The sequence below is a fragment of the Halostella litorea genome, from assembly GCF_004785955.1.
GTDB lineage: Archaea > Halobacteriota > Halobacteria > Halobacteriales > Natronoarchaeaceae > Halostella > Halostella litorea.
In genome coordinates this window covers 37,126-62,083 of record NZ_SJER01000008.1, presented here as the reverse complement: position 1 = coordinate 62,083, position 24,958 = coordinate 37,126, and the positions used below count along the sequence as shown (strand labels likewise).

The window sequence follows — 24,958 nt, the reverse complement described above, 5'->3', positions numbered from 1 at the left end:
CCGGGGGCGGGCGTATCAGGAGCCCCCGGAGAGTGGCGTCTGTGGCTGGCAGAACCGCCGTGTGGTCCTGCAAGGTGGGCGCACAAAACGCTTTGGGCGGTGTTTGGGCACCGTCGCGTTTTCCCGCGTGGGGTTGCGCCCCCGTCCATAGTGGCGTTCAGCCAAGCGAGGATCAGAGTGAGGCAGCAGAGCCTACATCAGGATCGTCCCGGGCTGGGACCAGCGGCCCGGGCGATCACACATACCGACTCCCCCGCGGCGGTGATGGCACACCGCCGCGACGGTGCAACAGCGATCACGGTCTCCCGGTCAAACCACGCGCCCCGGTTCGCTGGCACTACGGAATGGTTCAAACCCAGCAGTGTCCCAACCCACGGAGGCATCTCGTCGCCAGCGTTTCGGGGCAGAAAGTGCCCGTTGCAGCGGGCACGGCCCGGCTACCCGTTGGAGCGGGTGCGGCCGGGCGAGACACACGCTTCAGTCACCATGACGGTGACCCGCGATAACCGCCGCGGGCGCGGTCCCGTGGCATCGATCCGATTTCCAATGTCACAGGTGATTCCAATGCCACCAGTCACAACTACCACGACGTATCGTTGTAAGAGTATCCGATCAGTCGCCGGGGTGTCGGCATGAGTGTCGACGCCGGCCCGGCCGCCGACGGCCAGTCACTCGCCGCGGTCGTCGAGGATCTGCAAGAGCAAGTCGAAGGGCTCGCCACCGAGCTGGCCGAAGAACGAAAGCGGCGCGAGCAAGCGGAGGACGAACGCGACGCCCTTCGCGAGCGCGTCGCCGACCTGGAGGAACGCCCCGCGGTCGAAATGCGGGGCGACAAGAAAGAAATCGGGAATATCTGGATCGGTGGCCTTCCCATGGGGAATATGGTCACCAACCGGAAACGGGAAGTGAAAGAGCTAGACGATCGGGTGTACGATATTGAGATCGGGGAGATCGATCCCGGCGAGGTCGTCGCCGAGGCTGGCAAAGGCCCCGATCCCGGAGACCTCCTCCCGATCCACCAGATGTACAACACGGTGACGGAACTCGACGCCAGCGACCATGGCGTGCCCAAGCGGAAGGAACTCGCCGCGCGGGTGTTCCCCTACTTCGACGACTACGCCTACAGCAACGAAGGGCGGCTCGTCCTGCCGTCGACGAAGGTGAAGGACATCATCGAACGGGAGTTGCCGACGCGGCGGCTCAAAGACCGACTCGACATCGTCGAGCCACACAACGAAACGGTGAAACAGGTGATGCGGTGGATCGCCGAGTACAGCGACGGGATAATCGAGTTCGACACCGACGAGAAAACGAATCGGCTCGTCGGCGACCGCGACCGCTGGATCGAGTACACCAACGACGTAATGGACGCCGCCCATGACGACGGTGAGGACAGTGGTGAGACCGCCGAGTGATCACACCGTTATGATCGCCGTGTAGACGAAGGCCTGATCACGCAACCCCTGACGATCCCCTCACAGATGAGGGCGGGAAAGCGGAACGGTAAATTGCCTCCCGCCTGATGCCGTACAAACGGTTCGTTACTGTGAGGTGTGATCACTTCTCGTTTTCTTCTCGGTATGAGCGAGAGAAAACTGTGAGTAGAGTTGATCATGCCACTGAGGACACGGTGATCATAATGGTATGATCTTCGCGGGTTAGAGTTAGCTGCTTAGAGGCGTGAAATCTCTGTTGCTTCATACAGTTTTTCATGGTCCATCTCGCCGTCCTCAATTAGGTCACCGTCCTGCACTTTTTAACCGTCCAATGCTCCGTCTGTCGCTTCATCAAGACGTTGGAGGCGCAACTCCATTGCATCGTCCATTCCTTCCGGTTCTGGTTCGTTTCTTAGTATCTTTACCTTCCCTTCGTTGTAGATCTCTTCGTAACTCCGCTTTGGGACTATGACTTCCGAGGTTCGAATCCTTACAACTGAGCCTGTCCTAGGTTCTGGTATCGAATCAAACCCGGATTGCCTTCCGATGATAGGTGACGGCGGAGTCTAAGTCATATCCAAAAACATAGACAACCGAACAACGAGTGTCGTAGACGCGGGCATGGAGTCTTACTAACAATACTTGGACCCACTCCCCTCGGGTCATACGCCCTGAAACTGGTTGGGACCTGTCTTTGTTAACTGTCCACACTTTCTGCCTCTATGTACGAGCTGAGTTCCTCTGAATCGCTACCCTTACGACCGTATTCTGAATTATAATCCTTCAGGTACTCCACCACATCCTCATCGAAGTCATACAATTCACCAAATAGATCATCGATACGGTCAATGATCGGTTTCAATGCAGGCATATTGAATTGGTCTCGTGAACCACCACTATACACTTTCTGCATCCCATTCCACAGTTCATCCGCCAGTTGATTAATTTCATCTGAGTTCTCTTCAAGCGTCTCTTCTTCGGGAATGGGGAACCTCGTAATATGCCCGGTGTTAAGAACGTAGAAGAACCCATAAACAACCCAATAGACATAGAAGGTTGAAGAGTTCACAATTAGAAAAACCATATTCTGTGTGAGCCTGTCGTCAAAATACAATTCGTCGATAGTGGTCGCATCTTCGCCATGAATATTCTCCGGAACAGCGTTCAGCCAGTAGCCACCTCCACGACGACGATAGACAACGTTTGGCGTTTCTCCCTCAGATTCGACATCAGCAATAATTCTATCAGATTTATCCTTGAGACTATTAAGGAATGAAATATTGATATCTGTACCAATCTTTGGAATTACCTCGTAATCAGTATCCGCAGAACCACCAATACAGTCCCGTAATTCGTACCCCTCAACACTCTTGAACGAGATATTATTAAATACCTCTTGACGGTTTTCTTTATTGAATTGTAGGAACTGAGAGGTCCTAATCGTTCCGTCGCCATCCATATCCATCCGTTGACCGGTCATAATTGCTACACGGACAATTGCATTCGGAAAGACCTGCTGGGGACGATGAGCGAAACATGCGACATCCAATTGCTCGAAGTGGCCACGTAGGTGATCACGCAACTTTTTTAGATTCGATCGGTATATGAGTTTTAGCGTAGTGACATTTCCAAAATATCCAGTATTCGAGAGAAGTTGGATTTGCCGCTCAACAAAGTGAGCAGCAATGTCCTGCATTCCTCCAGTTTCGAACCCGTCCGTCAATAATTGAGACGCATCGCCCATAATATCGCCATATGGAGGGTTACCAACGACGATGTCAAACTCAATATCATGACTACCATTCTCGCCTTTAGCAGCGACTTCAGGAAATTCGGCAATCCAGTGGAACGGATCACCCAGAATCTCGTCAAGGTCGTACTTGACCGGTTGCCTCACCACCTCAGAGAACACAAACCCATCTTCAAACAACTCAGTTAGTTCTTCGACAATCTCATCACGAACGCTAGCATGTGATCGGGTACTCCTTCCGTCGACTTCCTTTAAATCCTCATGCCGACTCTGTACGTCCATACGTGCCGAATAAGTGTGTGTCCGACAATCCATTGAGTCGAGGCGCTCTATCTGATCGTCGGTCAGCGGTTCGCCATCCTCCCGTTGAATCTGAATCGATTTGATTGTGGGATGCAGCGTACTGCCTTGGATGCTACTGATGACGCTCTCCCACTCCTCTATTGTCTCGATTTCGGACTCATATGTGTGCGTCAGGCGCTTCAGGTATTCATCGTCGAGGTCACCACGAATGTCATTGAGTGCATCGATGACTTCCGACTTCTCCGTTTCTTCGTCTTCGTCTTTGTACTGCCGCCGAAGCTCAACCAGCTCATCCAAGCTGTCATCCCAGACGTCCGCCTGAATCTGTCCTTCCTGCTCGACCGGTAGACCAACGAGGCTGTTTCCAGCAACAACGTTTAATTCGATGTTCGGCAGGCGACCGAACTCTTCACGCCACTCGTCCTCAATGATTTTTAGCCATACCCGCAACCGCGCGATCTCCACGCCAATGGGGTCTACGTCGACGCCGTAGATGCTGTTTAGCGCAAGTTCTTTCTTCGACTCGTAGTCGTCTGCTTCACTCGGCGCATCACCACGATTCAGTCCACGGAGCAGCCCACGCCGGACACGATGGATTTCTTCCATGGCAGTCGTGAGGAAGTGGCCAGAACCGCACGCGGGGTCAACAACACGCAGTTCGCCGAGCTTGTCGTAGGCATCTTGTGTTGCCTCGGGGTCACCGAACCACCCTTCCCCTTCCTCAACCTTCCGTAGGATGTCACCGAGCGAGTACGACTCCATCTGCTCCCTGACGGAGTCGTCGTAATCTTCGGCGAACGCGTCGACGACCACTTCTTTGACCTTCGGATCAACTGCCTTCTTGGTGATGTGGTCAGTTACGTCACCCGGCGTGTAGTACGCCCCGATGTCCTTTTGCGATCCGAACTCTCCACCGATATGGTTGATAGTCATCTCGAATACACTACCGAGAATCGCGGGATCGAGCGTCCCATCTGGGTCGGACAGCCGCTCACCTTCCACGACTTCGCGGATGATGTCTGGCAGCGTGCGGTCTTCCAGTCGGTAGTCACCTTCGTTGGTTACATTCGGCCTGAATAGACCGCCATTTAGGTACGGGATGTCGTCGAACCAGCCAGTCTGGTGTTTGGATTCGCGTTCGCCGCGACGCTGGTTGAACAGGTCGTAGAACAGCGGTTTGATTTGTGTCTCATAGAAGTTCCCTGCGAACTGGTCGCCGTTCTCTTCGTACGCTGTTACGCGGTCAATCAGCGTTCCTGGCGGTACTACGTCCTTCTTCTCCAGGAACTTGATGAACAGCAACCGGTTCATCAGCGTGACCGCGAACCGACGCTGTTCGTGGTCGGTCGCCTCGTCAGGCGCACGAATATCGTCCATGAGACATGTCGCCTCGTCGTATTCACTCGATTCTCCGAACAGGTACTCAATATAAAGCTGATAGAACTCCTCGACATCCTGCTGCCGACTGTCTCGAAGTTCCTGTGGTGCAGTTTGCGTGACGAACTGCTCGAACGCTTCGTGCTCGAACAATTTGGTGAACCTTCTGATTTCTTCAGGAATTTCTACATTGTTCAGCGTTGTTGCCGCAATATAGGATTTTTCGTGCGCTATCTCGCATAGCAGGTCGCGCAGATCGATGCACCGGACAATCGGGAACTCAGTCGTGTCTCCGCCCTGCTCAACACGGTACACTCGCCAACGAAGTCCGTCCGTGGCGATAGCGTAGTCTGCCCCAATAGACCGCCGGTCGAGGTAATCTAGCACTTGCTGATGCGACTCCTCGAGATTGTTTGGGGCTTTGTTCTCTCCAATGGTGTATTCAGTGATGTTGTCGAGTTCGAAATCTGGCCAGACGATGTCTCGTGTGTTGTCACCACCACCGCCACTACCGTAGGGCTCTTCGGTGTACATTAAGCCCATCGCGTCGAGTAACGGGTGGATGAAGTTGTTTTGAACGTGCGTCTCAGGTTTCGATCCGAGGTCCCGACTCGTCAGGTCGTCTTTTTCTCCGTGCAGGACGGCTTCCAGGTCGTGCGTAGAGAGTCGGCCGTTTAGTTCATCGACATAGCCTTCAGCAATGTTACGAACGTGTTGTTCAATCTCGGATAGGGATTCATCAGTGGACATCTGATTCCTCTTGGCCCGCTGTCTGGTGATCGGAACGACGCGAGCACTCGGTTGTTCAGCCTTTCTTAGGTGACCATCTTAAATCCTGCTGACAGACTATAGCAGAAAGATCGTTTCCCAACAGACAGGGGGAAGCAGTACCCGCTCGAAGTCGTTGATGTGGATGTTCCCCAGCCTGAACTATCGTTTGACGATCAGACGTTTACGCTCCGTGTCCACCGTTTCGATGCAGACCCTGACAAGGTCAGTGTTCGCCGAAAGCACTAGACCGTTGTTGACTGGTTCGTCAAACGTGCTGAAGAGGAATTTCCAGAACGAGCATCCCGTTTTAGATCGAGATTGGGACTGGAAGAGACACAGCGAGGTTGGAGAAATCGATGGCTAGGAGGAGAATACGACGATGACACTGGCCGCCTCAATTGGCTGCTAATACAGGTGCCCGTCCGCATTCAGGACTACGTCAAAGTTCACGAGTTGGCGCACTCAGCACATGAGGAGCACTCTGACTCGTTCTGGAGTACGGTTGGTGCTCTAATCCCGGACTACGAAGAACGCCGCGAATAGCTCAGAATAAATGGGAATACTCTGGCAGTCTGATCGTTCTCGCTGGATATCCTCTCCCGAATGTCGACGTGGGAAACGATGGAGGAAAACGAACCGATCCCAGAAAACGTGAAAGACGACCTAGAAGAACTCACGAATCGCGTTCTCGATCTATCCATGTCATATCGGCGTCCGGATTTCAAACTGGAATCGATCCGGCACTAGCCCCACCTACTCACTCAGCCGGCTCGCGCCACTCCAGTACGTCGACCAGCACTAGCGAGAGCCAGTGCTGCTGGCGGATGGACGTCGTCGCGAGCGCCGATTGGTCCAGCGTGATACCCTCGCTCTCACGACTCTTGATGCCGGCGAGATCGTCGGGCGTCACGCTCTGCTTCACGGGCCTCGGCCATCAGATGCTCGAACTTCAGTTCGCATCGCGTCGAGCAGAACCGTCCCTCGTGGGCGTCGTTAGGGCGGTCGCAGTAGCGACACATCTACCGGCCCTCCCGCTCGGCGTGGATCGCCAGGACCGGCGCGTAGCGGTCAGCCACGCGGTCGGCCGGTGTGGCGATCGCCTCGGCGTCGGTGGGGACGTCGATCGACACCGGGATGTCCGCAAACTCGTCGGCCGTCGCGGCGAACTGGTACTCGACGACGCGCTGGCCCGGCGACATGTAGAGCACCCGGCAGCCGTCGGCGTTCTGCAGTTCGTCCGGGCCGTAGGAGATGACGCCGTTCAGCCGGCCGACGGCGTAGAACCGCTCGGTGTCGCCCTCGCGAGCCCGCGGCGGGGCACACGCGTCGAGGTCGTTCGCGTCGAGGCAACGCGGAATCTCGTCGACGGCGGTAAAGCGGGACTGGTCGTACGTGTCGGTGCGGGTCGTGCCGCTAGACTTTTGAGCGGCGGGCGTAGATTTGCTCATGGTCTTGTCGTAGACCACACGGGCTCGGTGTCCCACCACCGGCCCGGGCTTTTGCCGAGCAAGCCCGTGTGAGTCATTTCTCTAGTTGGCGGCCACCCACTTAGTAGTTACTATGAGCCGATAGGTTCGGGGATAGCATGGGTTCGAATTCAACGGTCTCAGCGCTGTTGCACACTCGTGAGTGTTCGTCTAGGCCATCTATCTAATCACAGTCGAGAATCTGATAGGTCGGGCGAATATTGCACTGGAAACGCGGGGGTGCAAGCCGCAGTCTTAACCAACGGTCGGGCAGTCTCCGCCAGACGTGTTGGTTAAGCCCGGAACAAATCGATAGCGGCGTGTTTTGCCACGGTCATGAAAAGAGACGGATTCTATCAGTGGGTGTCGGCCAGTTCAAGCAGACTCTCAACAGGAGATCGGAACCCGTGTTCGTGGACCCATTTGTGATGTAATCTCTCTGCTTCAGCGAGGCTAATAATTTCTCGCTCGGCCGCATGCAGGAGGATCCCAATAGAGCCGGTGTACTCAACATCGATCGCGTTCGCCAGGTCACGGGCTTCGCCGTCATCGGTGACGACCGGATCAGTGTTGATCGCCCCGATTGCCAACACACTCGCTTCGCCGAGATCTATGTGGCCGGATAATTCAGCCCGTTTCGCACGCGCTAGTTCATTCGGTTCGATTACTTCCCATTCAGTCTCTGCCCAGACGAGTGCATCCCTGAGATAGGGATATTGCTCGACACCATCTTTGAGTTCCTGGTGGACAGTCCGCGTCGTGGCGACTGAAGGGAAGAGTGCATCAGGTATCTGTAGTGAGTTGGTAGCGGCGAAGTTCGAAAGGACCGTCGCGTCAAGAATGTAGCGCTGCCCGCTCGCAGACCCGCCCGGGCTCATTCCTCGCCGGCGTTGCGAGCGACTTCAAGTTCCCGCTTGAGCTCCTCCATCGAACCCGGTCCGAGACGGAGTTCGACACCGTTCTCGTGGAGGATCTCCCGCATTCGGAACCGCGACACGTTGGCCCGGTTCGCGGCCTGCCCCAGCGACAGCTCCTCGGCTGCATAGGCGCGGATGATCTCCGATAGATCACCACTGCCGCCGTTTGGCCGACCGTCACGATCGCCGCTGTTGGGCATCCCAGTTTGAGTCATGCTGTGTTTTCCCTTTGTTACGGACGGACTTCTCGGGTAGTTCTACATGTTAGCTCATGGTTAGGCTCACATTAACTTTCCGGCTATTATCCTCTAGGATATAAACAGGTATTCGATCCGTACCTAACGAGTCGACAGCGTTACTCGAACGGCCGCTGGCCTGTCACCAGAAGTCAGTAGTCGCTTTCGGTGGTGTCGGCAAGGGCTGAAAACGGGATGGGTGTATTGGCTGGTTGGCTGGCTGTTGGTCGCAGTCTGTTCGAACTGCCCGTTCAGCTGTAGGCTCACAGGTGATGGCGTGAGTCCTACGATCGATACACAGCCGGGAACCAACTAATAGTTTGTGGGCTGTACAAAACTAATCAACAATGGGTCAGTCCTGCCCGCCACTGCCACCGGATGGGCAGGACGTTGGGTAAACCGCAAAGAACCGATAGTGGCGTTTTCGCCAGCAATAGCCTGGGGTAGGCCCCCAGTCGCCGGGCTGTCACCAGCAGCCCGGCGATCACTTCGCTGATGCACGCTCCCCCAACCGAGGAGAAACACGCACGTGTGACTGCGTCGCGGGTGCAGAAAAAGCCCGGTGCGATTTCCGAGGGGATCGCGGTCGGAACGCCCACACCCCACGTTTCCGCTCTAAATATGCCGTTTTGGTACCGTACAGAACTTCTCAAACAGAAATTGGATTTAGATTAGATCCTCGATCCGCCGATCCTGTCGCAACGCATCCTCGACGATCTCCTCGCGGACGTCGAGGCTGTACTGGTAGTACTTCCCGCCCTTGACGCCCTCGTTCCGTTCATCCACAGCGAGGAAGCCTTTCAGCGAAAGTTGACTGAGCCGGTTCTGGATCGTCCGGGAGGCTTTGACGTCCGTGTCGATCATCTCCGCGGCGTTTTCGTAGACGTTGTAGATCGTCTTGCGACGGACGGGGTCCTTGCCTTCCCGATGGAGCCGCAGGATCGCGAGTAAGACGAGGTGACTCTGGGTTGGCAGTGCCCGAAGTTCGTCCTCGATGACGCCCCGTTCGACCAGATCCTTTGCCTCGTTCACGTTCTCGATTGTGACGTCGCTTTGTTGTCGTTCGCGAGCAAGCGATCCGGCCTTGTACAGGATGTCGAGTGCGTGCCGGGCGCTCCCCGTATCCTGGGCGGCCAGCGCCGCGACCTTCGGAATCACGTCGTCGGCCAGCACGTCCGGGAGGAAGGCCTCGCCGGCGCGCTGTTCGAGGATCCGGCGAAGCTGGTTCGCGTCGTACGGCTTGAAGTGAATCTCGTGCTCGCAGAGACTCGACTGCACGCGTGCGCTCAGGGATTCGCGGAAGGTAAAGTCGTTCGAGATACCGATCAGGCCCACCTTCGTCTCAGTGACCTGATTGTCGTTGCACCGCGGGAGTTGATAGAGCAAATCGTCGTCGCTGCCGATGGAGTCCACTTCGTCGAGGACGAACAGGACGTGCGTCTCGTCGAGGTCGTTGAGTTCGCTCCAGAGCATCCGGTTGACGGTTCCGCGGCCGTACCCCGACGGGCTGATCTCGTTCGGTGGCTCGCGGAACTTGTTCACGAGCTGGGTGACGATCTGATAACTCGTCAGGTCCTTGCAGTTCAACCACTCCACGCGGATCGACACGCCCTCGAAGTGTTCCTGGTCTGCTTCGAGGTCGTCGAGGATGTACCGCGTCGCGAGGGTTTTCCCGACGCCCGTCTCGCCATAGACGAAGATGTTCCGCGGTCGCGCCCCGTTGACGGTCGGCTGGAGGGCGGCCTCGTACGTTTCGATTTCGTCGTCGCGCTCGATCAGTTCGTCGGGCGTGTAGTTATCCCGAAGGGCGTCCTCGTTGTCGAAGATATCGCTTCCCTGAGCGAACCGCGCCATGAGAGATGTCACAGAGCCCGGGCATAAATAACCCCCGTTGCGAGTGTTGCGAGTGTTTCGTGTGTCCCGGTCGTTATAAAACACAGACACACCGGTTTGCAAGTGTTCATCCCGAAGTGGCGGAGGGCGGGTGCGTGAACCCGAGCTACGCGGTCGGTAGCGGCGGAGGATCACGGTCCCCGTCCATGTCAGAAACTTCCCACTAGTGGAAAGTTTTATACTGCGCTGTTCTGAACAGGGACCGTACGAGCGATAAGTGGGAAGCAAGGACGGACGTTGTCCGGCCGCTTCCCCGAGCTTGCTGCTGGTTTCCTGTCCTCGTGGAGGCACCGCCCCTCGGCCGTCGTACGTCGAGTCTTTGCCACTCTCCAAACGGATGGGTACCCGCTGGCCCGTGGACACTCGCAAAACGGTGTGTGTGGGTGGGGTGGAACACGTGCAAGACGGTGTGTGTTTGGCTGAACACGCGCAAATCGGTGTGTCCCCCCACTTTGGGATTGGCTCAACAGTGAGTGTGGACACTCGCAAATCGGTGTGTCTGACGCGGGTGGGTCGGTGTTGTCACCGAATTATACTTTTACTCCGGTCGGCGTGGGTTTATTTCGCAGGTACCAGATAGTTACCAGTATGATCGAGAACTCCCGGGTGTTCGACGAGGCCTACGTCCCCCAGATCGTCGGGCGACGGACCGAGAAAAAGGCCCTCGCCAGCGTTCTCGACCCGATCACGGACGGCGAGCGGGCCACGGACACGGTTCTCTTTGGTGGGACAGGCACGGGGAAAACGGCGACGACGCGATATATGCTCGCGAATCTCGACGAGAACAGCTTGGCGGATTTCAAAACCGCCTATGTATCCTGCATCAACGCGACTGACCGGCGGTCGATCCTCCGCGGCGTCGCCGAGGAACTCCCCATCAACAGCTCGGCGCTCGACGCCGAAAGCGCGTCGGGGCTGGTTCGGCGCATCAAAAACCGTGTGAACGAGCCGTTCGTCGTGGTCATCGACGAGGTCGACACACTCGAACCGAGCGAGTACAACGTTCTCCACAACCTGTATGGGATCAACTGGGTGTCGCTGATCCTGATCGTCAACGACCGCGATACGTTCCTCGGCGGGCTGGATGGCATCTACGAGTCTCGGTTCGAAGGCTCACGAGAGATCCACTTCGAACCGTATTCTGACCGCGAACTCTATCGGATCATCGAAGCGCGCCAGGAGGCGGGGCTTGCGGAGGGTGCGATCAACGAACGCGCCCTCCGGACGATCGCCGTGGCGGCGAGCAACGCACGCGTGGCGGTCACGTATCTGGAGACGACCGCCGACGAGGTGCAGTCCCCACCGATCACAGCCGAAGATGTCGCCGAGGCCAAAGAGGAGGTCTACGAGACGCTGCGAAAGCACGCGATCGAACGCCTGCCGGAACGGCACGGCCGCGTGTTCGAAATCATTGAGGCCGACGGCCCGATCGGGTCACGTGAAGTCCGGCAGCGATACGCCGAGGCGTTCGGCGAGGAGCTGTCCCGCGGGCAGTTCACCCGCGCGGTCGCGAAGCTGAAAGAGTACGAGAGTGTCGTCGCCGAGGGGGCGACGAGCGGGACCGTTTACCGCGCGACCGAGGTGCCGGGTGGTGTGCCGGAAATTGCCTGAAAACCTTATGAACCGTTGATTTTAAGTAATATCTCGCCCCATATCCACCTGGGTCAACCAGCGTGCGGGTGAGGGCGTTTTTCACCCGCAGCAGTCTCCGCCGGTGAGCGACGCGTATCGGGTGCCGATACATTTTTCAGCGGAACTCCGCATAGAGATTATCGAGGGCAGTTCATGCCCTCAACCCGCATGCTGGTTGACCTCCTTCATGCGGGCTGCAGTACGCCGTCGACGGCGGTGATCCTGCTGGCGATCGTGGTCAATATCGCCGGCATCATCGCGACGGCGTTGCAGCTTGCGCTCGGGTAACCCGCAAGGGTGCCCACTATGGTAAAGGGGGCCGGCGTCGGGCCGGCCTTCCGAATAGAGGTCATCGGTGGAGCGATTCAGTTTCGCTCCCAGCATGCCGGGGTTTCAACCGACGGTGAGACGTGTCTTTACTCTCAAAACTCCGAGAAAACCGATCGAAGTTCGCGCCGAACCGATCGAAGTTTAGGGGAAACCGATCGAAGTTCGCGAGATATCGATCGAAGTTTCGGCCGAACCGATCGGCACCAGTACCGTGAAAGGCCACCGTACCGTAGGCTGTCCGTATGGCTGACGACGAACACGACGATCTGGATCGCATCGAGCTGGGGAACGGGGATAGTCTTGCGGAACGGATCGCGGAGATAGGCTGCGACGATGCATCGGCGTGTTCGACTGACGAACTCCGGGAGCGGCTGGGGCTTTCTCCCAGTTATTCGCCACCCCCAGACGCGGTACTCGACGAGAACCAGACTCTAGAGGATCTGTGAAACGGCCGTTGTTCGCATATGCTGGCGGTGGTTCAGCAACTGTTAATAGCATTGAGTTCAACGAATAGCTAAAGAAAATATCCCAGAGGTGGCGTGAACTATGGCCGACGACCGCGAGCACCACGGACAGGACGCAGCGTCTGCTAGCTTTCAGGCGATCCTCAAGGTCTTTGACTACGCCGATGATGCTGAACTGACGGCCCAGGACGTCGCCGATGGCCTTCAACAGTTCGGGATCAATCAGACAGTCGAGACGACAACACGACTTCTCGATCGGATGGAGGCCGAACAGCTTGTCGCGCGACGTGACAGCCAGGGAGCGCCGGCCGTCTGGTCGGCGCGGGTGGCTCCGGAACCGTCCGACGAAACGGCCGCTAAGATAAACGAGCGGGCGCGGGATTCCGTGTGGGTACGATCGTAGTCTGTTACTCTGCGCCGATAGCGTTGACCGCTCCGTCGAGCGGGATCAGCGCCTTGCTGACCTCCGATTCGGGGTTGTAACGGTAACGCGGTGTGCCGGTCGGCATACACATTTATACACATGGGCCGGTATTGACCTAGTAACTCAATGAGTCATTCAACGCCGGAGCGGGAGGGCGGCGACGACGAGTCGCTGGCTGACGAGCTTGAGCGACGTGTTGAAGACTTTTCCGACGAGGAAGTGGCCGACGCCGAGGACGTGAAAGAGGCCTTCCTGTCGTCCTGACGCCAGACTGGTTCTCTTTGCATCCCGATCTTTTATTCGCCGGTAGTGTGGAGTAGTCGGTAGGTGTGGTTCGCGAGCATTCGTTGTCCGATACCGACGAGGGCGTTGCGATCTTCCACGAGAAGGCTGCAGCCGAAATCCACGATCTCGACGCCACTAAGTCCCGAAACGCGCTCTCGGCGATGATCACCTGTCTCGCGAGTCCGGCACCCGAGTCAGTCGTCGAGAAAGCCTATGCCACCTGCGAGGAGCTCGAACAGCTTCGACAGGGCGATCTTCGTATCTACGTAAAACTCGTCACCGACATTCCCGAATATGTCGTCCTCTGGGTGTTTGCGGTCAAGAAGCATCGGTACCGGAATCTCGGCAAGTTCGACGCGCGGGCGTGCCGGAAGGTCGCGGCGTTCAATCCGATCGAATCCGTCGACGACGTCGAAGCATATCTTGCCGACCAGCAGGCGCTGAGTGTCGACGAGCTTCGGGATCTGAAAGCACGGTTGTAGTCCATCCGTCAACACATTCAAGACTGAGTGGGCAGTTTCTCTGGGATGCGATGAGCCCTCCAGCATCGGATCCCGACGATGATGCGTCGGACGAAGCGGTTGTCGACGCTGTCAGATCGTTTGAGGACCGGGAGCCGTCCCTCGCGGAGGCCGTGCAAGAGTCGATACAACAGCTCGCAGACGGTGAGGCTGCGACCGCCGACGACCTCGACGACGTCCTCATGCAGGGATCTGGCGCAGTTCTTGCGGATCTACCGTCACGCGATGACTTTAGCGATGCACTTGACGGTGAGTGATCTTTTCCCAATCGCGTATGTACACCCAGACGCCGATAACGCCGTGGACGGGCAATGACCTCGCATCGGTGTGCAAAACACCTCGTCCGGTCCCGGTCGGGCCAGCGGGTGGGAGGCCAACCACGGGACGGTGTTTTACGACGAAGTCTCCGCGCCGACAGCGTTGACCGCGCCGTCGAGGCGGATCAGCGCCTCGCTGACCTCCGATTCAGGGTTGAACCGGTAACGCGGTGTGCCCGGGTTTTCCGCCGGTTCAATGATTCCAAGTGTCGTGAGGAGATCCAGATGCCGGCTTACCGACTGTCGGCTGACGCCAGCGAGGTTTGCGAGTTCCGACTGGTTGAACTCCCGGTGGGGTGGGAGATCGAGCAGAGCGTCGACCATGAGCGCGACGCTTTCGTGTTGTGCGATCATGAGCCACCCCGAAGGGTAGTGGGTACGAAACGAGTCGTCGTCTGGATCGGGGTTTCCATCGTCCGATGGGGCAGAGTTAGGATTTGCCATTTCCAGCTGTATACTATTCAGACGAATTGGGTGCCGTGTAATTGTTACCCTGATCGTTGCTCGTAGCGACGTGCGTACTCCCGCCAGTTCTCCGTGAACTTGGTGACCGTCTCCCAGAGTCCCCAGTCGACTTCTGGAGCGGGTTCGTCCCGACGGTAGAGTTTGTGAAAATGAGTCGTCCCGTGTGCGGTGTCGACGCGTACGATTTCCGTTTTGTCGTCGCCGTCGCCACTCGCGAAGTATACTGAGACCGAGAAGTCGTCTTGCTCTCCGTATGCGTGTATGTAGTACATACGTCCTCGATACTCGTCTAACGCCCAATCGTAATCCACAGGCCGAGTCATTGTGTATTCCGGGTATGTTTGGTTTGCTGGTGTACCCGTCTATCGGGCCTTTGATCCCGCAAGTATTTATATGTTGACCTACTATGTCAACATGGATTCGGTGCCTCGTGTGACAGCACTATGAATACGAAAGATGGACTCACGAACGTTGCGTTCCTGAAGCAACTCAGTACCGCTGGGTTGGACGATGCCCTGATCCTGCGCCGTGATACCGCGCAGGAAGTGCTCACTGACAAGCGGATGGAGCTGGTCGACGTGATCGCTGACCAGGAGCCCGCGTCGAAGCGTGAACTGGCCCGTGCCGTCGACCGGGATATCAGCATCGTAAGTCGCGACCTCGACATCCTGTTCGAGGCGCGCGTTATCGACTATGAGCAAGACGGTCGGTCGAAGCGCCCCGTCCTCACCCACGACACCGTTCTGATCGAACCCGTCGTGTACGAGGGCGATGTCGCTGAGACTGCCACTCCCGATCCCGAGGGGGCCACCGTGCAATAGAGATATCTGCTCAACCGGTTGGCGCATCATATTGTGACAACCATTTTTGCTGTTGAACTGTGAGAACACGTGCTTAGACAGTCTCTTAATCGACTTTGACAAGATACCAAATAGTAAATTACGGGTCCTCGAATAGTCCTATTACCGATGCCACCGGTCGTACCGAGATTAGGCCTCATTAGCGTTATTCTGTTCATTTTGCCAGGACTGATGGGCATTCGAGCATATTTCAAAGCCTCTGAGAAGGCAGATCCTCTCTCTAGAACTGAAACAGTAGCTTGGAGCGTTCTACTGAGTATTTCCTGTATGGCTGTCGTCTATTTGTACTATACAGCGCGGTTTGGGCAGTGGGCAACAATTGAGCTCCTAGAGCCCAAGCTGAACTCGCTTCCAAGTTTTCTGGGCCACTATTCTGTTGTCTTTGTAGCCTCCCTCATTGTCGGTTTCAGTGTCGGGAAACTTTACGATCGGAGAGAAGAAGAAGTCAGATCGCGCCGGAATCTCTGGGAATACTACATTGAGGAGGTCGTTAAAGATACAGAAAGCTACGTTGTTCGCGTTATTACAACAGAGGGCGAACGGGTTATCGGCACGGTAAGCAAGTACGGGCCAACGGCCCAAAACCGGGACCTTATTCTAGAGAACCCGAAGACACAGACAGTGACTGACGCTGGATATAAGGACGAAATTGAGAATTGGACGGGTGAAGTCTACATCGAATCTGAGAATATTTCGCAGGTACAGGTCGATTCCCTCTGGGATGCCGATATGATTGCTCTGAAGGACGAGGAATCCGATGAAGAAGAAAACCAAGAACGTGAAGAGGTAATCGATGTGTTCCTCGAAACTGTAGAAGACCCGGATTCCTTCGATAGAGAGGAGTATGACGGACCCATGCCGACAGTTGAAGAAGTTCTTGAGTCTGAGTCGATTGATTCTACAGATACCTCTGACGAGAGTGAAAGCGTAGATGAGATGGACAGAGAGGATTAAATATTCAGTTCGCTGTTCTCCGCCATCTTCGGGTAGTTCTCGTAGACGTATTCCAACAACTCCCAGAAGCCCATTTCGTTGTATTCTTCCTTGATCTTCTCGATACTGTCTCTCAATTCCCCTGGGTTGTCTACGAACTGTGACGGATTCTCAAGGAGTTGTTCACCATTGTCTTCCAGCTCGTAGACTTTCTTTTCATTTCCAAAGGGGTTCGGCTCAATGCTTTCGCTGATGAAGTCCTCGTCAACGAGCCGATCAACATCATCATAAAGTGGGCGTGAGTACGGACCATACTTCCCCGGCTTGAACTGATACTCTTCGTCGATTCCGTCCCCCTCTTTCTGCGCAAGGAAAATCAACTTCTGCAGACGGGTTATACCCTCGACTGATTCACCCTCATTTGCTTCTAACAGCATCAAGGGCATCAGCCGTTTTTCCATCTCAATTAGTTCTTGTGGTTCCTCGTATACGGCTTTTTTGATTCTTGACACTCATCTTCGAAAACCATTTATACTAAAATGTCCCGACCAGACCTTGGCGATTCAATTGGCACTCTGAACTACTGCACATCTGACAGTACTGGCCCCGGTACGTTGTCCGAGCTCGATATATGGTACGCTGGTTGAGGAAAGCGATCGAAGTAGCGGCCGAACCGATCGAAGTTCGCGAGAAATCGATCGAAGTTCGTGTGAAAACACACCGACAGCGTTGACCGCGGCGTCGAGGCGGATCAGCGCCTTGCTGACTTCCGACTCAGGGTTACATCGGTGACACAGAGTGCTAGCCGTTCGGCTTCGGAATTCTTTATATCAGGGTGATTGTTTGTCAGAAGAGCTTATAATACTCTAGTTACAACCACCACCTGTTACGAGTAAGGAGTACGTTACTATGAGTACCAAGGTGGGGTGTGCAAACGAGATGTCATCTGGTTCGGACGGACCAGGCAGCCGCGATAAGTGGATACTCTGCCTCCTGTACGCGCCGAACCAGAATGGCGAATCCTGTCCCATCTACGGTACCACGCGGTTGATGAAGGCGTGTTTTCTCATCGACCAGAAAATGGACGAAGCGTTCGGTACTGAGACTGGCTTCGAGTTCCACGCTGACAAATACGGGCCATTAGACCCCGGTGTCTACGACGCGGTCGACCGGCTCGAAGATCGTGGATTGATTGACGTTGACGAAAACGGCGATCACGACGGCGATTACGATGGGACTCGGTATGCGATCACAGCAGAGGGTACAAATAAGGCCAAGGAGTACTTCACCCGGTTATCCGAAAACCAGATCCGTCTGGTGAAGTGGGTGAAGTACGATAAGGCGATGGTGCCACTTGGGCAGCTTCTTGCCTCTGTCTACAGTCAGTATCCGGACTATACGACAAAGTCTGTACTGAAGTAGTGCATGGCGGAGGTTGACGCTATCCTTCGTGCGACCTCCGCGCTGTTGGCAGGCATTCACTTACTAGCCGGTATTACAATTCAGGCCATCGAGAATCCGAAAAAGCAGTACGAAGACGACGTTCAGGACCTCCAAGAAGACCGATGGGACGTTGTCAGCAACGAACTCGCGGATGTCGTCGTCGACGAGATCATGAGCACCATCAAGCACGATGGATCTGATTACAAACAGGAAGATCTCGACACTACTGCAAAAGCAAGCGTACTTATCCGACAGACCCTCGAACCGGACCGCTTGGATACAGTCGCCACGGCATTGCGGGATGTACGTGAGCCACGCGAGATCTACGAAGAATGTCGGGCGTGTTGGCGAAAAGCGTTCTACGGCGTGATGGTTGCATTCGGTGCCAGTGCTCCTGCTGTAGTACTTTCGTTTACTCTCCCGAACAACACTTGGGCAATTAATCTAGCGAGCGGCCTCATCGCCATTGGAATTGCTTCCAGTATCTATGTGATCTACCGAACCCACAGAATCTTAGAGACAAAGCGTCAGCTCGATTCGATGGTCGACGATCTGAACTTCATGTAAACTATATTATTATACCGATCGAAGTTCCCGCCGAACCGATCGAAGTTTCGGGGAAACCGATCGAAGTTCGCGAGATATCGATCGAAGTTTCGCTGTAATTTAGTCGGTGGCCGAGTTCGACTGGTCGTGGCGGCCTCGCTCTTAACCAACAGGCTGGCGCGTCCGGGACGGGATGTTGGTTAAGGCCTCGGGCCGGCGGGCGGAGTGTCGAGAACAGGCGCGTCAGTAGTCGTCCGCGTCGATCTCGCCGTCGAGGTACTTCCGGCCGCGCTCGGTGATGCGGTAGTACGAGCTGTAGTCCTCGTCTTTCTTCACGAAACCGCGGTCGAGCATTTCGTCGAGAGCGTCAGCGATCGTGCCGCGTCCCTCGTTGAGTTCGTTGTTCAGCACGCCGATCGGCACACCGATCTCATGCTCGTGTAGAAATTCGAGTACGGGGTCGGATGCTTTATTCATCCATGCCCCCCGTCGTCGACGGCGTGCCATTGAGGGCAGTTCGAACGACCATTATTTACCGTATTTGCATTGTATAGCTCCTCGTACATAGAAGTCCCGTTCTCGTACACTAACGTCCAAAAGACTAAGTAACCCCAGTCTAACACGACTAGCTACAGATGTCGCTCGTCACGATAGATTGGCTCGCCGACGAAAGCCAACGGGTGCTCGGGGCACCCGTGGCGAGTGGCATCTGTCCCGAATCACCGGACAGCGCCGTTTTGTCCGTCACTACGGCGACGGATAAAATGATAGGTCCGTTCGTAAGCAGTTCCTTCGAGTGGACCGCGCGCGCTGTCTCGGGCGCGCTCCCCCACCCCCCCTCCTATACTGAAGTAGCGCTCACGCGAACCAGTGGGACGGGGACCGACAATGGGAGCAACCACACGCGACGGCGTCGTTCACGAGCGATTCACTGTCCACCTCGTGCGGGACTGCGGGATCAACCCGGACGCGATCGGCGACGACCGCCCCGAGACGGTCACGGTCCGCCAGTCATCCCATCCGGACGCCGCAGCTCGCGTCGAGGTCGACGCGCACACAACCACGTGGGTGTTCGAACTGACCCACGACGGGACGCTCGACCCCCAGCGCCGGCGGCACGACCACGGGTCGCCCTCGCGAATCACCGCGATTCCGGGGTGGCTTCAGCGCGTGCTGCTGGAGGCTGGCTACGACGACGTCGACGCCTGAAGACCGGCACCTCCCCCAGCCTGATGGCACAGGCTTTGTGGAGCGAGATTACGGCGGAACCCCGATCAAACCCACATGGCAGAGTGTTCGACACAACGTAGCCTACGCGATTTGACCGACGCGGCCGACCGCGGCCAGATACGGTTGGAGTTCTCTGCCTGTGTGTTTTCGCGAATCGTGCAGTCAGCCATCGCAGTCGCTCATTACTGAGATCAAACCATGAAAAACCGAGATAACCCAGTTGAAATTCCGCGCTCGACCGCTAAAAAACTATCCGTGCTCGCTGACCGTGTGTACGACGCGAGCCTCGACGAGACGGCAGGGAGCATCATCACACAGCGCTACGCTGCCCACGTTCTCGACGCCGACCTTTCACGTGTGCTAACATTCGACCTCACCGACGACGAGATCGAGACGCTTCGGGACGACGACCGTATCGATGTCGACCGGCTCCGGGAGGTGAGTATCGCATGAGCGCTGGTGCCACACCGACCGTCGACGGCCAGGACCTCGAAACCTACATCGAAGACGTGGTCGACGAACGCGTCCGCGAGGAAACCGCGGAGCTCCGAGAGGAAAACGAACGACTCCACGAAGAACTAGCGGAGGAACGCGCTCGACGGTCCGAACTTGAGGATGCGATCGAGGACCTCGAACGCCAGAATCAGATCCTCAAGAGCCAAGTTGACGGCGTCGTTCACACCCAAGACCTGCTCGTCGACGGTCACAGCGAACTGGCATCCCGCGAACTGGAGAAGGGTGCGCACCTGTCTTGGGAGAACGTCGAACCGTTCACGGAGGAACTCACGATCTCCGGTGACCGGCTCGAACGGTTCAGTACTGAGGACGACGAGGAGTACGCCCGTCTGCCCGGTGAGGCTGACCCGCTCGGCCGGTCTGGCGAGAACGTGCTTACCGACGCGGATCTCCTCCCGATCCAGCAACTCGCCCGGCTCGACGAGGACATGCTCGCCAACGAGGCCCGCCCCGTCCAACTGGCTGTGAAGGCCTGGCAGAACCGTGACGACACGGGTGACTACGGTCTCTGGAGCAAGGGCAGCAACGAGGTCGAACTGTACATGGACGCCTCGGACCTGGCGAGTGAGATCCGCTCGTGGGAGACTGGCGTCTCGAAGGAGTACTCCCAGAAACTCGCCGAGCGGGCGATGGACTCACTCGTCGAGCTCACCAAGAACCGTACCTACGTGAAACTCCGGAAGCGCCGCAAGGACGGCTTGGAGTACAAGGAACGGCGGCTCACGCTCCCGGCGGATGCGGAGATCCCCGGTGAGTCCCCGCCGACAGATGACGTCGGTGGTGAGTAGTGTCGGTAGGGGGCCAACAGCACGCGAGAGCGTTCACGATCTAACACGACCACACTGACACACCCCACGAACCCGCCGCTACTAGCGTATCGTTACTAGTGCGTATATCGTGCTAGAGCGGTGTAGGCGGTGGATCACCGAGGACGGGGTGTGGAGGTGATGCCCTAGACGACGAGTGTCGGCGGAACGAACCGCGACCCGCTGTCTCAGAACGGCCTCCGGAACCTTCCACATGGAACACCGTACGCGACCGCGAGAATGGATTACTCCTCAACGAGCCGCCAGACACGTGATCCGCCAGCATCACGACTTTCGACTTTACCGGCGTCCTCCAGTTTTGACAACCGATAGTATGCGGACTGCCTCGTACACCCTACACGCTCGGCGATCGCGACGGTCGTTGCGAGCTGATCCTGGCTTCGGCAATCGGAAATCGCGTCGAAGAACGCAGAGTCGGGATACGTCGACGTGAATTGTTGAGTATCCTCGTCGCGCTCGTCGTATGGCCCGTCTGTCACGGGCACTACTACAGCAAGCACCTACAAACCCTTTGCGACTCGTCAAAGGGAAATTACTAAGTGGCCTGATGATAATATACGAATCAGAACCGCCGCTCGCCATGCTCGTCGGTTGATTCCGTCGAGAATGTCCACGGGTGATGGCACACCCGCGAACGGCGGTTCCCCGATCAAACCAAGGAACCATGCGACCATCAAACGCGCTAGGACTAAAGTCCAACGACAGCCGAACTGCCTGCGAACCAACCAGTTGCCCGACCTGCGGGGCCGCGATTACCGCGATTTCGACGCGCGGGCCGGGAACGCACGAGGCCGAACCGTGCGGCCACTCGGTTTCTGCAGCGTACCTCGACCGGTACCGACAGATGGGGGCACGGCCATGAGAGCCGCCGCCGATTCGGACCACCAAGAGTGTCCGGACATCGCCACGGAGATCGGCGAGGACCCGGCACGCTTCCTCGATCACGCGCTGTTCGACGGCGACACCGACGCCAAACTGCGAGCCCAGGCGCGCATCCGCGGGATCGACCACGTCCACGTCGTCGAGGGCTGGATCGAAGCCGAAACCCAGCTCGATCGAGGGCCACGCCAAGAGGTCATCAAACGGCTGAACCAGCGGAAGGCCCATCTCGAAGCGAACGGCGAGCGCCCCGACGAACTCAACGTCGACCGCGACGCCGTCGAGCCGACCGAGAGCGTCGTGACCTGGGCCGACCGCGAGGACGGCGAGCACCGTGAACTGACCGTCCGCAACAGCGGGGTGAGCGCGTGATGCCCGCGACAACCCATACCGCAAGCCGGTCGCTCAGCAGAGCGTGGATCCGCAACAACATCACCCGCCTCGCCAAACTCCCGGCCCCCGACGAGACGTTCGTCGTCGACGATCTGGCGGAGTCGCTCCGCATCCAAACCCTCGACGAAAAGGAGATCGTCGAGCAGGTCGGCCGGCAGAAACTCCAGTACGACGAGCGCGAGGACGACACGCCTGTCTATCGCACCGTCAAGCAGTGGCAGGTCAAAGAGGACGCCTACCACATCATCCAGCAGACGTTAGAGGCCGACCACGACGCCCTGCCGTGTAGCGACGTGGCTCCGCACACCGGCTTCGTGACCGTCGGCAACGACGAGTACGAATGCAAGGACTGCGGAACGATCCACGACCGCGCGACGATCGAGGCCGTGTTCGGGGGTGGTGCCTGATGGACGAGTGTCAGAACTGCGGGGCTCCGGTCAGCGACCGCTTCGCCCGCGTGTTCGGCGACAACAACGACCAACTCAAGACCTGCAAGAACTGCGGCACGCAGGCCGACCTGAACAGCGGCGCGGGCGCGATCGAAGGCCGCGAAGCCCGCACCCACCTCGGAGAGCAGCCGCCATGAGCGACGCTCGGACCCCGGCCGCGCTCCGGCCGGATCTCGCGCCCAGGAGCGACGACCCCGAAGCCGTCCGCGACGCGATTCGGGCGTTCCTCCGGGAGTACCGCGAGCGGACCGGCCCGTACTGCAAGAGCCGGGACGTGGCGCGAGCGCTGGGCCTGTCGACCAGCGTCGTCGGCGCGAACATGGGGCAACTCCGCGAGGCAGGCGATCTCGAAACGTGGGGCAACGGCACGCCGACGACCTACCGGATCACGCTCGACGAGGACGGGGGTGAGCAGGCGTGACGGGAGCCCGCGAACATCGCTGCACCTGGTGCGGGCTCCCCCAGTTCGGCGAGAACGCGTGCATCTGCGACTCGCCGGACTACGAGTGGATGAAGCAGTGCAGCCGGTGTGGGACGTGGAAAGATGTCGACCACACGCACATCCCTGACGACGCCGACGACGAGAAGCCTGTCTGTACGGGCCGGTGCATCGCCACCGACGGCGGCACCGAAACGGACGACGCCCGCCAGGAGCTGATCGAACTCGTCGCGCTGCTCGACGAGGTCGAACGGCGGTTCACCAAACTCGGGCAGGCCCAGATGAGCGTCGGCCCGGTACTGGCCGATGTCGACGACCTTCGCGAAGCCGCGATCGAGCGGGGCAAAGACAACGACCTGATCCCACAGTCGACGCCGACCGCCCCGCTCCAGCACGAGGCCCGCGACCTCTCGGTTGCAGTCCTGCAGACCGACGCCACCGACGAGGCAGGCCTCCACGACAAGTACGCCGTGTTCGAGGACGGTGAGCCGGTCGCAGACTGCTTCGTGCTCGAACCGGAGACCGACCCGGCCGCCCGGGAGGCGCTGATCCGCTACGCCGAAGAAACGGACGACGAGGAGTTGGCTCAGGACCTGTGTGACTGGGTGACGGCGATCTGCACGGAGGGCAACGATGACGAGTGAACGTCGCTACTGCGAGGACTGCGACGAGGAAACGCTGCACCGCTACGGCGGCCAGCGTCACGACGGGTCGCACATCTGGCGGTGCCAGCCCTGTCGCGTGGCCTTCGAACTGGAGGTGTTCGGGTAGATGACTGACGACACGCCCGCCATCCTCCGCGTGTTCGAACGCGCGCTCCCCTCGCAACACATCAAGCGCGTCGCGAGCGCGATCACCGACGCCGGCCGGCTCACCAAAGCCGACCTGACGTACCAGGACTGGGCACACGTCCTCACCGAGACCAACGGCGAGGCCGCGATCCTGCTGCAGCCCGAGAACCCGACACCAGACCAGCGCGGCCGGGCGTGGGTCGTCCGCTACGACGCCGCACACGGCCGCCTCGACAAGCAGGCGGTCCACGCGGCCACGACGACCGACGAGTACGCGCCGCGGGACCTGGCGGCGGACCTGCGGGAGTACGACGCGTCGCCGATCGTCCTCGACCAGTTCGACGGTGTCGGTCCCGACGACGGCTGGGGTATCGGCCCGATAGCAACCATCAGCAGCGACGGCGGTGAGACTGCATGAGTACCGACCATTCCACGACGACCGACAGCAGCATCGCCCCCCAGGACCGCGAGCACGTCAACGCCCGCGTCCCGAGTGAGCCGTTCGACGCTCCGGAGATCGCCCTCGCGCCCGACGAGCAGACGGGGTACCTGGTCGAACTCCACCACTTCCGCACGCCGCTCGGGGAGGCGGAGTTCGAGGCGGTCTACGCCACCGTGACCGGGAACTGGGCGGTCCGGCGAAGCGTCGGCCCGGATGACCAACTTCCCTCCCGAATCGCCATCGAGCGTGGCAGCGGGATTCGTGTCCCGTGGTCCCTGAGCCAGACGTACCACGAAAGGATAGGGCAGTACCACCTCAACGGAGGCGATGAGGCGTGAATCTCGAAGGCCGGAAAAGTCGTGCGCCGCCGGAAGCCGACTTCGAGATTGCCTGCTGGGAGTGCGACGACCCCAGCGCGGCCGACGTGTACGTTCGGGTGGCAAAGGAGCCTGATGACCCGATGAAATCGACGCGGCGCTGGGGACAGCCTATCTGCCAGTCGCATCTGGAGGAACTCCGAGAAGATGATGACGCCGAAGTCCGCGTGTTGGAGGACAAGTCGAGAACGGTTCGCGGCCGCAACCACAACGCCTCCCTCGAAACGTGGGGTGAGCAGGCGTGAG

Annotated in this window: 34 protein-coding genes and 1 pseudogene; 24 read left to right on the top strand and 11 right to left on the bottom strand. The window is 58.0% G+C overall.

Going from position 1 to position 24,958, the window contains the following annotated elements; genetic code table 11:
* The first annotated feature begins 632 nt into the window (after positions 1–632).
* Complete coding sequence (locus EYW40_RS18285; protein WP_135823063.1) at positions 633–1,415, top strand: hypothetical protein; 783 nt, start codon at positions 633–635, stop codon at positions 1,413–1,415.
* A gap of 718 nt (positions 1,416–2,133) precedes the next feature.
* Here the strand turns inward: EYW40_RS18285 and EYW40_RS18280 are convergent.
* On the bottom strand, positions 2,134–5,616 hold the full coding sequence (locus EYW40_RS18280) for an Eco57I restriction-modification methylase domain-containing protein (protein ID WP_135823062.1): 3,483 nt from the start codon (positions 5,614–5,616) through the stop codon (positions 2,134–2,136).
* 288 nt (positions 5,617–5,904) lie between these two features.
* On the opposite strand from EYW40_RS18280, the pseudogene EYW40_RS20235 reads away from it, so the two are divergent.
* A pseudogene (locus tag EYW40_RS20235) lies at positions 5,905–6,180 on the top strand (M48 metallopeptidase family protein); the annotation flags it as partial.
* A gap of 214 nt (positions 6,181–6,394) precedes the next feature.
* Here EYW40_RS20235 and EYW40_RS19725 read toward each other — a convergent pair.
* The 5 genes from EYW40_RS19725 to EYW40_RS18255 form a co-directional block, all read right to left on the bottom strand.
* Positions 6,395–6,559 carry a hypothetical protein gene (locus EYW40_RS19725; protein ID WP_161973248.1) on the bottom strand — a complete coding sequence of 55 codons (165 nt, stop codon included), beginning with the start codon at positions 6,557–6,559 and terminating at the stop codon, positions 6,395–6,397.
* Between the two features lie 97 nt (positions 6,560–6,656).
* Positions 6,657–7,103, bottom strand: a complete 447-nt coding sequence (locus EYW40_RS18270) for a hypothetical protein (RefSeq protein ID WP_161973247.1) — start codon at positions 7,101–7,103, stop codon at positions 6,657–6,659.
* Between the two features lie 356 nt (positions 7,104–7,459).
* The gene (locus EYW40_RS18265; RefSeq protein WP_135823060.1) at positions 7,460–7,981 is read right to left on the bottom strand and encodes a PIN domain-containing protein; all 522 of its coding nucleotides are present in this window, start codon (positions 7,979–7,981) and stop codon (positions 7,460–7,462) included.
* The gene (locus EYW40_RS18260; protein ID WP_202614603.1) at positions 7,978–8,235 is read right to left on the bottom strand and encodes a UPF0175 family protein; all 258 of its coding nucleotides are present in this window, start codon (positions 8,233–8,235) and stop codon (positions 7,978–7,980) included. The genes EYW40_RS18265 and EYW40_RS18260 overlap by 4 nt, the downstream gene beginning before the upstream one ends.
* Before the next feature lie 687 nt (positions 8,236–8,922).
* On the bottom strand, positions 8,923–10,110 hold the full coding sequence (locus tag EYW40_RS18255) for a Cdc6/Cdc18 family protein (RefSeq protein ID WP_135823059.1): 1,188 nt from the start codon (positions 10,108–10,110) through the stop codon (positions 8,923–8,925).
* A 645-nt stretch (positions 10,111–10,755) separates the two neighbouring features.
* Between EYW40_RS18255 and EYW40_RS18250 the strand changes: the two genes are divergently transcribed.
* The 6 genes from EYW40_RS18250 to EYW40_RS18230 all read left to right on the top strand — a co-directional run bounded on the left by EYW40_RS18250 (position 10,756) and on the right by EYW40_RS18230 (position 14,062).
* On the top strand, positions 10,756–11,760 hold the full coding sequence (locus EYW40_RS18250) for a Cdc6/Cdc18 family protein (protein WP_161973246.1): 1,005 nt from the start codon (positions 10,756–10,758) through the stop codon (positions 11,758–11,760).
* 593 nt (positions 11,761–12,353) lie between these two features.
* A complete protein-coding gene (locus EYW40_RS18245; protein WP_135823057.1) occupies positions 12,354–12,557 on the top strand; it encodes a hypothetical protein in 204 nt (67 codons plus the stop codon).
* Positions 12,558–12,657: 100 nt separating this feature from the next.
* Entirely contained in the window at positions 12,658–12,978 is a 321-nt protein-coding gene (locus tag EYW40_RS18240) for a hypothetical protein (protein ID WP_135823056.1), read from the top strand.
* A gap of 147 nt (positions 12,979–13,125) precedes the next feature.
* On the top strand, positions 13,126–13,263 hold the full coding sequence (locus tag EYW40_RS19720; RefSeq protein WP_161973245.1) for a hypothetical protein: 138 nt from the start codon (positions 13,126–13,128) through the stop codon (positions 13,261–13,263).
* A gap of 65 nt (positions 13,264–13,328) precedes the next feature.
* On the top strand, positions 13,329–13,766 hold the full coding sequence (locus EYW40_RS18235) for a hypothetical protein (RefSeq protein ID WP_135823055.1): 438 nt from the start codon (positions 13,329–13,331) through the stop codon (positions 13,764–13,766).
* A gap of 50 nt (positions 13,767–13,816) precedes the next feature.
* Positions 13,817–14,062 carry a hypothetical protein gene (locus tag EYW40_RS18230; protein ID WP_135823054.1) on the top strand — a complete coding sequence of 82 codons (246 nt, stop codon included), beginning with the start codon at positions 13,817–13,819 and terminating at the stop codon, positions 14,060–14,062.
* Between the two features lie 135 nt (positions 14,063–14,197).
* On the opposite strand, the gene EYW40_RS18225 is transcribed toward EYW40_RS18230, so the two are convergent.
* On the bottom strand, positions 14,198–14,476 hold the full coding sequence (locus EYW40_RS18225; protein ID WP_237560646.1) for a winged helix-turn-helix domain-containing protein: 279 nt from the start codon (positions 14,474–14,476) through the stop codon (positions 14,198–14,200).
* Between the two features lie 134 nt (positions 14,477–14,610).
* Positions 14,611–14,910, bottom strand: coding sequence for a DUF7718 family protein (locus EYW40_RS18220; protein ID WP_449271854.1), 300 nt, complete (start codon positions 14,908–14,910; stop codon positions 14,611–14,613).
* A gap of 120 nt (positions 14,911–15,030) precedes the next feature.
* Between EYW40_RS18220 and EYW40_RS18215 the strand changes: the two genes are divergently transcribed.
* Together EYW40_RS18215 and EYW40_RS18210 are read left to right on the top strand one after the other, a co-directional pair.
* Positions 15,031–15,408 carry an HVO_A0114 family putative DNA-binding protein gene (locus EYW40_RS18215; protein ID WP_237560645.1) on the top strand — a complete coding sequence of 126 codons (378 nt, stop codon included), beginning with the start codon at positions 15,031–15,033 and terminating at the stop codon, positions 15,406–15,408.
* Between the two features lie 147 nt (positions 15,409–15,555).
* The gene (locus EYW40_RS18210) at positions 15,556–16,401 is read left to right on the top strand and encodes a DUF6338 family protein (RefSeq protein ID WP_259370038.1); all 846 of its coding nucleotides are present in this window, start codon (positions 15,556–15,558) and stop codon (positions 16,399–16,401) included.
* On the opposite strand, the gene EYW40_RS18205 is transcribed toward EYW40_RS18210, so the two are convergent.
* Positions 16,398–16,892 (bottom strand): helix-turn-helix transcriptional regulator, encoded by a 495-nt coding sequence (locus tag EYW40_RS18205; RefSeq protein WP_135823050.1) that lies wholly within the window; start codon positions 16,890–16,892, stop codon positions 16,398–16,400. The genes EYW40_RS18210 and EYW40_RS18205 overlap by 4 nt on opposite strands.
* Before the next feature lie 397 nt (positions 16,893–17,289).
* Here EYW40_RS18205 and EYW40_RS18200 point away from each other — a divergent pair, with 397 nt between their 5' ends.
* Positions 17,290–17,802: a Panacea domain-containing protein gene (locus tag EYW40_RS18200; RefSeq protein ID WP_135823049.1), complete on the top strand. Its 513-nt coding sequence runs from the start codon at positions 17,290–17,292 to the stop codon at positions 17,800–17,802.
* A gap of 3 nt (positions 17,803–17,805) precedes the next feature.
* Positions 17,806–18,390, top strand: coding sequence for a hypothetical protein (locus EYW40_RS18195; RefSeq protein ID WP_135823048.1), 585 nt, complete (start codon positions 17,806–17,808; stop codon positions 18,388–18,390).
* A 222-nt stretch (positions 18,391–18,612) separates the two neighbouring features.
* Here EYW40_RS18195 and EYW40_RS18190 read toward each other — a convergent pair whose 3' ends face one another.
* Positions 18,613–18,846: a helix-turn-helix domain-containing protein gene (locus EYW40_RS18190; protein WP_135823047.1), complete on the bottom strand. Its 234-nt coding sequence runs from the start codon at positions 18,844–18,846 to the stop codon at positions 18,613–18,615.
* A 411-nt stretch (positions 18,847–19,257) separates the two neighbouring features.
* On the opposite strand from EYW40_RS18190, the gene EYW40_RS18185 reads away from it, so the two are divergent.
* From EYW40_RS18185 to EYW40_RS18175, 3 genes are all read left to right on the top strand, one after another.
* Positions 19,258–19,578: a hypothetical protein gene (locus EYW40_RS18185; protein ID WP_135823046.1), complete on the top strand. Its 321-nt coding sequence runs from the start codon at positions 19,258–19,260 to the stop codon at positions 19,576–19,578.
* A 291-nt stretch (positions 19,579–19,869) separates the two neighbouring features.
* Entirely contained in the window at positions 19,870–20,052 is a 183-nt protein-coding gene (locus EYW40_RS18180; RefSeq protein ID WP_135823045.1) for a hypothetical protein, read from the top strand.
* Positions 20,049–20,903 carry a DUF8008 family protein gene (locus tag EYW40_RS18175; RefSeq protein WP_237560644.1) on the top strand — a complete coding sequence of 285 codons (855 nt, stop codon included), beginning with the start codon at positions 20,049–20,051 and terminating at the stop codon, positions 20,901–20,903. The genes EYW40_RS18180 and EYW40_RS18175 overlap by 4 nt, the downstream gene beginning before the upstream one ends.
* A 263-nt stretch (positions 20,904–21,166) precedes the next feature.
* Here the strand turns inward: EYW40_RS18175 and EYW40_RS20475 are convergent, their stop codons facing one another.
* Complete coding sequence (locus tag EYW40_RS20475; RefSeq protein ID WP_161973244.1) at positions 21,167–21,421, bottom strand: winged helix-turn-helix domain-containing protein; 255 nt, start codon at positions 21,419–21,421, stop codon at positions 21,167–21,169.
* A gap of 379 nt (positions 21,422–21,800) precedes the next feature.
* Here EYW40_RS20475 and EYW40_RS18165 point away from each other — a divergent pair, with 379 nt between their 5' ends.
* Genes EYW40_RS18165 through EYW40_RS18130 form a run of 9 tightly spaced genes read left to right on the top strand, consistent with a single transcriptional unit; the run spans position 21,801 to position 24,957 of the window.
* Entirely contained in the window at positions 21,801–22,193 is a 393-nt protein-coding gene (locus EYW40_RS18165; RefSeq protein WP_135823043.1) for a hypothetical protein, read from the top strand.
* A complete protein-coding gene (locus EYW40_RS18160) occupies positions 22,193–22,621 on the top strand; it encodes a hypothetical protein (protein ID WP_135823042.1) in 429 nt (142 codons plus the stop codon). The genes EYW40_RS18165 and EYW40_RS18160 overlap by 1 nt, the downstream gene beginning before the upstream one ends.
* Positions 22,621–22,800 carry a DUF7563 family protein gene (locus tag EYW40_RS18155; protein WP_135823041.1) on the top strand — a complete coding sequence of 60 codons (180 nt, stop codon included), beginning with the start codon at positions 22,621–22,623 and terminating at the stop codon, positions 22,798–22,800. Before EYW40_RS18160 ends, EYW40_RS18155 begins: the two co-directional genes overlap by 1 nt.
* On the top strand, positions 22,797–23,084 hold the full coding sequence (locus tag EYW40_RS18150) for a DUF7123 family protein (protein WP_135823040.1): 288 nt from the start codon (positions 22,797–22,799) through the stop codon (positions 23,082–23,084). The genes EYW40_RS18155 and EYW40_RS18150 overlap by 4 nt, the downstream gene beginning before the upstream one ends.
* Positions 23,081–23,746 (top strand): hypothetical protein, encoded by a 666-nt coding sequence (locus tag EYW40_RS20230; protein ID WP_237560643.1) that lies wholly within the window; start codon positions 23,081–23,083, stop codon positions 23,744–23,746. The genes EYW40_RS18150 and EYW40_RS20230 overlap by 4 nt, the downstream gene beginning before the upstream one ends.
* Positions 23,736–23,873 carry a hypothetical protein gene (locus EYW40_RS19715; protein WP_161973243.1) on the top strand — a complete coding sequence of 46 codons (138 nt, stop codon included), beginning with the start codon at positions 23,736–23,738 and terminating at the stop codon, positions 23,871–23,873. Before EYW40_RS20230 ends, EYW40_RS19715 begins: the two co-directional genes overlap by 11 nt.
* Entirely contained in the window at positions 23,874–24,311 is a 438-nt protein-coding gene (locus tag EYW40_RS18140; RefSeq protein ID WP_135823039.1) for a hypothetical protein, read from the top strand.
* The gene (locus EYW40_RS18135) at positions 24,308–24,673 is read left to right on the top strand and encodes a hypothetical protein (RefSeq protein WP_135823038.1); all 366 of its coding nucleotides are present in this window, start codon (positions 24,308–24,310) and stop codon (positions 24,671–24,673) included. Before EYW40_RS18140 ends, EYW40_RS18135 begins: the two co-directional genes overlap by 4 nt.
* Entirely contained in the window at positions 24,670–24,957 is a 288-nt protein-coding gene (locus EYW40_RS18130; RefSeq protein ID WP_135823037.1) for a hypothetical protein, read from the top strand. Before EYW40_RS18135 ends, EYW40_RS18130 begins: the two co-directional genes overlap by 4 nt.
* Position 24,958: the final 1 nt, after the last annotated feature.